The 7,774-nt window shown below is 48.9% G+C and carries 11 protein-coding genes; 7 read left to right on the top strand and 4 right to left on the bottom strand.

The window, feature by feature from the left end; all coding sequences use genetic code 11:
• Both AB5Y92_RS19185 and AB5Y92_RS19180 read right to left on the bottom strand, forming a co-directional pair.
• Positions 1-500 (bottom strand): plasmid recombination protein (locus AB5Y92_RS19185; protein WP_368227400.1); only part of this gene is annotated, 500 nt, incomplete at its 3' end.
• A gap of 408 nt (positions 501-908) precedes the next feature.
• Positions 909-1,121, bottom strand: a complete 213-nt coding sequence (locus AB5Y92_RS19180; RefSeq protein ID WP_139399117.1) for a hypothetical protein — start codon at positions 1,119-1,121, stop codon at positions 909-911.
• 664 nt (positions 1,122-1,785) lie between these two features.
• On the opposite strand from AB5Y92_RS19180, the gene AB5Y92_RS19175 reads away from it, so the two are divergent.
• From AB5Y92_RS19175 to AB5Y92_RS19145, 7 genes are all read left to right on the top strand, one after another.
• The gene (locus tag AB5Y92_RS19175; RefSeq protein WP_139399115.1) at positions 1,786-2,679 is read left to right on the top strand and encodes a hypothetical protein; all 894 of its coding nucleotides are present in this window, start codon (positions 1,786-1,788) and stop codon (positions 2,677-2,679) included.
• 13 nt (positions 2,680-2,692) lie between these two features.
• The gene (locus AB5Y92_RS19170; protein ID WP_139399113.1) at positions 2,693-3,553 is read left to right on the top strand and encodes a nucleotidyl transferase AbiEii/AbiGii toxin family protein; all 861 of its coding nucleotides are present in this window, start codon (positions 2,693-2,695) and stop codon (positions 3,551-3,553) included.
• Positions 3,554-3,556: 3 nt separating this feature from the next.
• Positions 3,557-4,210, top strand: a complete 654-nt coding sequence (locus AB5Y92_RS19165) for a PP2C family serine/threonine-protein phosphatase (RefSeq protein ID WP_139399110.1) — start codon at positions 3,557-3,559, stop codon at positions 4,208-4,210.
• A 59-nt stretch (positions 4,211-4,269) separates the two neighbouring features.
• Entirely contained in the window at positions 4,270-4,899 is a 630-nt protein-coding gene (gene parA, locus AB5Y92_RS19160; protein WP_139399108.1) for a ParA family partition ATPase, read from the top strand.
• A gap of 105 nt (positions 4,900-5,004) precedes the next feature.
• Complete coding sequence (locus AB5Y92_RS19155; RefSeq protein ID WP_232105322.1) at positions 5,005-5,157, top strand: plasmid partition protein ParG; 153 nt, start codon at positions 5,005-5,007, stop codon at positions 5,155-5,157.
• 874 nt (positions 5,158-6,031) lie between these two features.
• Entirely contained in the window at positions 6,032-6,238 is a 207-nt protein-coding gene (locus tag AB5Y92_RS19150) for a hypothetical protein (RefSeq protein WP_139399121.1), read from the top strand.
• Between the two features lie 108 nt (positions 6,239-6,346).
• Positions 6,347-6,586 carry a plasmid replication protein RepB gene (locus AB5Y92_RS19145; RefSeq protein ID WP_139399123.1) on the top strand — a complete coding sequence of 80 codons (240 nt, stop codon included), beginning with the start codon at positions 6,347-6,349 and terminating at the stop codon, positions 6,584-6,586.
• A 10-nt stretch (positions 6,587-6,596) separates the two neighbouring features.
• On the opposite strand, the gene AB5Y92_RS19140 is transcribed toward AB5Y92_RS19145, so the two are convergent.
• A complete protein-coding gene (locus tag AB5Y92_RS19140) occupies positions 6,597-6,788 on the bottom strand; it encodes a hypothetical protein (protein ID WP_245133827.1) in 192 nt (63 codons plus the stop codon).
• On the bottom strand, positions 6,785-7,774 hold a 990-nt coding region (locus AB5Y92_RS19135; RefSeq protein WP_368227399.1), incomplete at its 5' end, for a plasmid recombination protein. The genes AB5Y92_RS19140 and AB5Y92_RS19135, both read right to left, overlap by 4 nt.

Raw genomic sequence — 7,774 nt, 5'->3', positions numbered from 1 at the left:
AGCCACGCTTTCGCCTGCAGCTTGCCGTCTTTGATCGGGGTGGCAATGACATGGAAGTGCGGGGTGCTCTCGTCCATATGCAGCTGGATAGATACCACGTTCTCGGGGCCGAACTCCTGATCGGCCCATGCCTTGACCTGCTCCCCGAACGGGGCAAAGAACTGCGCCAGATCGCGCTCGATAGGCAGCCCTTCAGGGCACTCTGGTGTGGGGGCTTCTCGCCAGTCGGTTTGGTTGCCGACCTGGATGATGAACTCGATCGCCACCACGGCATCTTTGCGCTTGGCCAGTGCCGAGGCCGCATCGAGTTTGCCCTGATCCCACTCGACCTTGGTGTGCATCGGGCTCTCTGTAAACCATGCCCGTTTTGGAAGCTGGCTGCTGGTTTCGTGGAGGCGGAGGTTGTGTCCCTGAGCCCTGCCAATGTCGGCTTTGCTCATCTTGGCTACGGCGAACGAGAACTTCATCGGGGCTCCGAGGGTGGCAGCTTTGGATTTCAAAGTGTACTCCTTACACTTTGCTACGCAAAGTAGGAGCCCTTCGGGGCGAAAAAGACCTGCCGCGCTACGCTTGCCGTCTCCCGATCTGGAGGAGGCAGACTGCGCTAGCCTCCACCTGTTCGGGAGGTTTCCGCGAAAAGCGTCATTACAGGTCGAGTATGTCGTGATGCCACCATGCAGGCATCAAACTGCAGAGGCAAAGAGGTGCTTGTATGAGGGACTGGGTGTTGGCAGTGCTGCTCCTGATAGGAGGGAATAGCATGGAACATAACTTGGGGGTGGCGGCGGTCATCGTTGCTGTGGCGCTCATGCTTAAGGAATCCAATCGAATCGATCCCTGATCCACATGAAAGTGGGGCCACTGGCCCCACAGAGTTTCGCATGCGAAATTTTGAGGCTAAGAGACCATTAGGAATCCAAGCGACTGAGGTTTTTCAGAATGTAGGAATGAAACTCGGTGTGAGTAACTCGCTCCTTGTTGAGCAGTGTTTTCAGCTCTTTGCCCATCGTGCGCAACGTGGTTCTGTTTTTCTCTGTTTGAGCCTTACCCACCTTTTTCAGGTGATAGTTCAGCTCGTAGTCTTCGCTGAAGTTAACGTACTCGTGATCGCTGATACCCATGACATCCTTCCCTTGGTCATCGAGCCTTAAGGATTAAGGTTCGTTCAGACAAGCTCTGGGCGACAGCACTGATTTTCAAGTGGCTCTTTCTTGATTTTGTGAGTAGGGCCACTGGCCCCACCTTTTGTAAATTTTTCAGGTACCAAAGAAAACTACGAGAATCACCTGTTCTTGGTAGTTATCGGATGAAACCGGATCCGCTGCTCTGGCCGGTAAAGATCCCGTCCAAACCGTTACTAATTTTCAGCACCAAAAGGCGCGGTGTTGGGCTTCAACACTGCGCTTTTTCGGCTGTTTGGGGAGTCTTCTGATTGGGTGGCAAGTTTTCGCATGCGAAAACTTCAATTGAACATAAAAGGCGTTATGCGCACCGATTTAACGTGGGTTTTGATAGTTGTTAGCATCAAAAAAGCGGGCTTGCTGGAAGGGCATGTGGGGGGCTCTACGAGTCTTTTTTTGTTTTGTCTTTTTCGATTGCAAAAAAAGCCATGAACTATTGGTAGTCTAGCGTCCTAAGGACGCTAGACTACCAATAGATAACTGATTTGTCAAATTTTATTTTAAATACAGGGGATTAGCCATGCGATTTTTTAAAAAAAATTTTGACTTCCAAAGCTATCCGATGTAAAAGTCCTAAGGACTTTTACATCGGATAGTGTCACTCATGAAAAAAACAATTTCCTTGCTTGAGGCCACAAAGGAGCTCATGAGGGATGTGCACAAAAAGCCCGTCATAACCACTTACGATTTGTACTGTTATCTGCTCAGGCTTTATCAGGACAAAACCTTTGATGGCGTTAAGATCAGGGGGGTGTCTCTAGATGCTCCAGAGCAAAGAACCTTCGATAACATAATATCTTCGTTACAGAAATCTGGATTTATCCACAAAGTGGAAGGTCTTGATGCATATTATCTATCAGGTGTAGAAAAGCCCACGACTCAGCAAATATTATGCACAGTTCTTCCGTTCTCATACATATCCCATTTAAGCGCCATGGAGTGGCATGGAATTACAGATAGAATACCGTCAGTAGTTCATGTGACTATCTGTAGCAATAAAGAATTCAAATCTTTAGAAAGAAATAAAATTTCAAGTGAACTCGGCGGCGCAAGTGTCGGCAAGTCATTTTCATTTCAGCGTAAACTCTCTGTAAATGATGTGAATGGAAAGCTGATTAACTTCCATGAGATGAAATGCTTCACCCCTCAAAAAGAAATATACGGAACAGGAGGGGTTAGGGTTTCGTCTATTGGGCATACATTCTTGAGCATGCTGCAGCACCCAGAATGGTGCGGTGGATTTAGTCATGTTTATGATGTTTTTTGCGAAAACGCCGAAAAACACAAAGCGGTGATAATCAGGGAGCTGGATAAATCAGGGAATAAAATAGATAGATCTAGGGCTGGATATATAATGGATGAGGTTCTAGGCATAAAGCATCCAGCTATAGATAAGTGGAAGTTAGAAGTAATGCGAGGTGGCTCAAGAAAGCTGTCTCCAGAAAATGATTTTTCACCAAACTATTCTGAGGTTTGGTGTTTGTCATTAAATCTTTAATAAGGTCACACATATGGAAGTTGATATAAATGCGTGGGTTAATGAGGCAACACCAGAGCGGGTTAGTTTTAGGCAGGCGGTGCATATGGTTCTACATGCAGTGGCATCGAGTGAATACCTAAAAACCAGCATGGTCATGAAAGGAGGGATGCTTCTTGGGATTCGTTACCACAGCTCTAGGTTTACTGAAGATATTGATTTTTCTTCAAAAATGAAGATTTCAGATGTGAGCACAGATGAGTTCATCGGTAGCATGAATGACGCTTTATCCCTCGCTGAGGATGATCTGGGATACGGTATTCGCTGCAGAGTTCAGTCGCTTAAAGTTCAACCTAAAAATCATAAAGAGGCTAAGTTCCCATCATTTAATATAACAATAGGTTATGCAAGAACAACAGTCCAACGTGAATTAACAAGGCTGGATGCTGGCCAATGTCCAAACACCATTAAAATAGACTATAGCTTCAATGAAGATACTTGCAAAGTAGATGATGTTCTTATTGGTGATGAGGCTATTTCGGTATATAGCATTTATGATGTTGTCGCTGAGAAATACAGGTCGATATTGCAGCAGGTAGTTAGGAATAGAAATAGGCGTCAGGATATTTATGATCTTTACTATTTGATTTCACAAGTTGATTTTAGTGAAGAGGAAAAGATAAAAATATTTGATGCCTTTATTTTTAAATCAAAGGAGAGGTTGGAGGGTTTTGAATATCTGATGGATAGAGGCGCGCTTGATCTGGCAGAAGTGATTGCTGCGTCAGAGAAAGATTATCGCTTGTTAGCTGATGAGATCCCTGATGGATTGCCTGATTTTAATGATGCTTATAGCGTTGTAAGAGATTTTTTTAAAAATCTCCCTTGGGGATAATCTATGTTTACTATAGATGGTAAAGGTAGCTATAAATGCACTAGAGCGGAAAACAATGATGTCATTGTTTGTTTTATTTGGGATGAGGCATTCTTCTCATGTGTTATTGATGGTGTAGGATGTGGTAAAAACGAAATTTGTAGTCATATTGAATTTGAGTTGAATCGTTTTTTTAATGCTGACTCTCAGCCAGTGTCTACAAGTGATTTTGTTCGTTTTTTTATCGATATGGTTGGTGAGTTTAAAGGGGGTGGATCCGCCTGTTGTGCATTTGTGTATCAGTGCGGGGAAGAAATGGTCTATGCGAGTGTTGGTGACTGCAGGATTTACTGGGTCGCAGATCGTGAACGGACTGTTGATGATACGGTTGCTCAAGACTTGATCGATAGAGGTAGGTTGAAGGCTAATTTGTATAACTCTCACCCATATAGGCGTTATGTCACCAAGACGATTCCGCGAGTCAGCATTGAGGTAAGGCAGAGGAAGCCATTGATGAATGGTGATGTGGTGGTTTTGTGCTCTGATGGAGCTTGGAGCATTTTGAGTGATGATGATTTCTACGCTAATTCGGCTGGTGAACTGGTTGCGTCTTTAGAGAGAGTCATAGGGGATAGGGGGGTTGATAATGCTTCCTTTGTGGTTATTACAAAGTCTTGATTCTGCGCTTGATAGGTTGAGTTTTTGATGTAAAACTCAAATGAGTTTTTGGGGGCACTATGATAACAATATCTGTTTTGAATCAGAAGGGAGGGTCTGGAAAGACCACAATCGCAACTCATTTGGTCAGAGCCTTCCAGATCATGGGGGGGGATGTGTTGTTGATTGACTCGGATCCGCAAGGTAGCGCTAGAGATTGGTCTGCCGTTAGCGATGACAATACAATTCCTGTTGTTGGTATTGATAGGCCAACTATTGAGCGTGATATAAAGGTCGTGTCTCATAAGGATTGGGTTGTCATTGATGGTGCTCCGCAGGCATCTGATCTTGCTATATCCGCTATAAAAGCTAGTGATTTTGTCTTAATCCCAGTTCAGCCATCCCCTTATGATATTTGGGCCGCTGCCGACTTGGTTGATCTGGTAAAGCAGAGAATAGAAATGACGGACGGTCATTTGAAAGCTGCTTTTGTTATTAGTCGAGCGATAAAAAACACCAAAATAGGTGCCGAGATAAGAGGGGCGCTAGAGGGGTATGGGCTCCCCGTTTTAGATGCAAGGGTTACTCAAAGCGTTGCTTATCCTAGCTCTGCTGCTATCGGATCAACTGTTTTAGATGTGGAACCTAATGGTAATGCTGCAAAAGAGATTATGGCTTTAGCTAGTGAGTTAAAATGCAAACTCAAATGAGTTTATGAGTTTATGAGTTTATGAGTTTATGAGTTTATGTGGGTAGGGGGTCAAGTGAGTGCACTAAAGGCTGGTCGGCCGAGTAGAGAAAAAAGATCAATGACAATGAGTGATATGGCTTCTTCAGATAAGGTGAAAAGAGTGAATTTTGACCTTCCCGAAGAGCTCCATAAAAAGTTAAAAACCTTTGCTGCTTCACAGGGGAAGTCGATTAAGGATGTGTTGACTGAGTTTGTAGAGGGATTGGCAGGGCGCTGAGCGTGGTGTTCCTTCTTGGCTAGCAAAGTTGTTCCTTGCAGAAGTTGCTGATGATATTGAACAAATTTGGTGTTGTTTTTTCGTATGATCAAAGCGGTGCTCTTGCGCTGATCTTGTCCTAGCGCGTATGCTTTCACGCAGAAACGAAAAAACCGCCTTGGCGGGCGGTTTTTCGATGGTACTCAGAGTTGGCGCTCTTTGTACCAGGTAACAGCTTCGAGCAGGAAGCGGATACCCTAATACCTTTCCAGTTTAGCGCCCTCGGCGCCCATCAATCAAGTTTTCCTGCTCAAGCCACGTTACCTAAGGCCACCACCTTTGGCGCTTTGTCGTACCCGCACGGATTGGAAGCATGAGTTTGTTGCCGTGTGTGGGTGTGGTTGGTCGGGCAGAACGGGGGTACCTCACATACTGCCCAGCGTGCGACGCGCACCATAGCCACCCATGATTCGCAACCATGGGGCACCAGCACCGAGCGCAACGGGGAACCAACCACGGCCAGCTCGATAAAAACGGCGCGGCAGTCCGGCCCACAGGTGGGGACTAAAGCAGGTGCAGAGTGGTGAGGTGTGTCTCAGGAGCGCGTGAGGGGGAGCTGCCGCAAGCAGCCTCGATAGTCCTGAGCAAGGCGAGCTATCCAGCGTAACTACGTCATTTTTAACGTAGCCATGCAGGAGGGCGAGCCTATCTTGAAGCGCAGCGAAAGATAGGCTCGCCCGTGTTTTCGGCTCTCCTCTTGAAACAAAAAAAAATCGAGATGATCTTGGCGAGGTGGGTAACTGCGCCCGTCCGTCCACATGCCATCGGTTCGGCTTGTGGACGGCAGTAGTTATCCACGGAAGCGGGTTAGGTTTGGCTCTGGCCGGAGGTACGTATGAGGTTCGACAAGCATCTGATCGAGCTTGATGGTGATCGGGTATGGCTACTGGATGCCGTCGGCAAGCGGTTGTGCGATATGACGGACATGCAGCTGCTCGATTTGGGTAGCCGGATTAGCGTGGAAGGCGGCCTGCTCAACTTCGATTTGGAGGCCCAGAAGTGGCGGGAATGCCTAATTGCCTTGGGCCTTGAGCTGGATTAAAAATCATTTTCCAGATTCGATGCGTCAAATTTGGAAAATGATTGCTTTCGGCTCCCGAAGATGTACAATCAAATTGTTTATTTGATTCTTCAAATTGGATATTTGACGATGCAGGAGAAAGAGGCTAAGACGATGTTCGACATGGGGGGGTTCTCCAAGGCGATGATCGTCCCCACCCCCATGGGTTCTGGGTTCCACCTCCACTTGGTGCGCTTTGGCAAGGCGGGTACCGAAGTCGTGGAACGGCAGCGTGGAGGCTGGCGGGTGTTCTCCTCCATCGATGCGGCTGCTAACACAGCCAACGGCATTGGTTTTCGCCGCATCGAGATAGACCTTAGCAGCCGATAGGTCCGATATATCAGACTTTTGCCCAGCGCAGCAGGAGGGCTAGTGCCCCCATGCATATCGCCCCTTCCCACCATGCTGGGGCGGCCCAGCTGAACACGTCATGCAGGCCAAGCAGCCTCATGAACCAGCCACTTGATGAGCTGCTTGCCCCCTTCACTGCCAGCACTGCGGCCAGTAGCCCTACAACCTGCCATACCTTCATAGGCCCATCCCCTTACCGCGGCTCCGCTTTGGCTGGAGATCCTGCAGTTTCTCCTCCAGTTCGTTGTTCTGCTCCGAAAGCGTTCGGTTATAGCCTTTGAGCTTGTCGATCTCTGCCCCTTGTCGGCCTATCACGTTCTGGGCGCTATCGAGCGCCATGGTGAGCCGCTTAACCTCCCCTTTCGCCTTCTGGAGCTCGCTCTGGGCCTTCTGTGCCTCTGCGGTAGCCTGCTTGGCCTGCTCCACGTTGTCCGCGCTATAGCGACCCTTCTGGCGGCTAAACAGGAGCTGCTTGAGCTGGGCATTCTCCTCCTGCAGTGCGGCGTTCTCCCGCTCCAGCTTCTGGGCTTTGGCGTGGCCGCTCATTTTCTCGATCAGGGTCGGGACAGGGGCGGTGCCGGCGCGCAGGTCTGGCCGGTGCGGGTTTCCCCCCAGACCGTTGGGGGTGTACACGCAGGGGATCTTTTCGTTGATCGTGGCGTGGCATCGGCGCCGGATCCCCGCCAGCTTCCGGCCGCCATCTAGCCACGCTTTCGCCTGCAGCTTGCCGTCTTTGATCGGGGTGGCAATGACATGGAAGTGCGGGGTGCTCTCGTCCATATGCAGCTGGATAGATACCACGTTCTCGGGGCCGAACTCCTGATCGGCCCATGCCTTGACCTGCTCCCCGAACGGGGCAAAGAACTGCGCCAGATCGCGCTCGATAGGCAGCCCTTCAGGGCACTCTGGTGTGGGGGCTTCTCGCCAGTCGGTTTGGTTGCCGACCTGGATGATGAACTCGATCGCCACCACGGCATCTTTGCGCTTGGCCAGTGCCGAGGCCGCATCGAGTTTGCCCTGATCCCACTCGACCTTGGTGTGCATCGGGCTCTCTGTAAACCATGCCCGTTTTGGAAGCTGGCTGCTGGTTTCGTGGAGGCGGAGGTTGTGTCCCTGAGCCCTGCCAATGTCGGCTTTGCTCATCTTGGCTACGGCGAACGAGAACTT

Source organism: Aeromonas sp. R1-1, assembly GCF_040908495.1.
In the GTDB taxonomy this organism is placed as follows: Bacteria; Pseudomonadota; Gammaproteobacteria; order Enterobacterales; family Aeromonadaceae; genus Aeromonas; species Aeromonas veronii.
The sequence above is the reverse complement of the archived record's forward strand: the minus strand, read 5'-3'. Positions and strand labels throughout refer to the sequence as shown.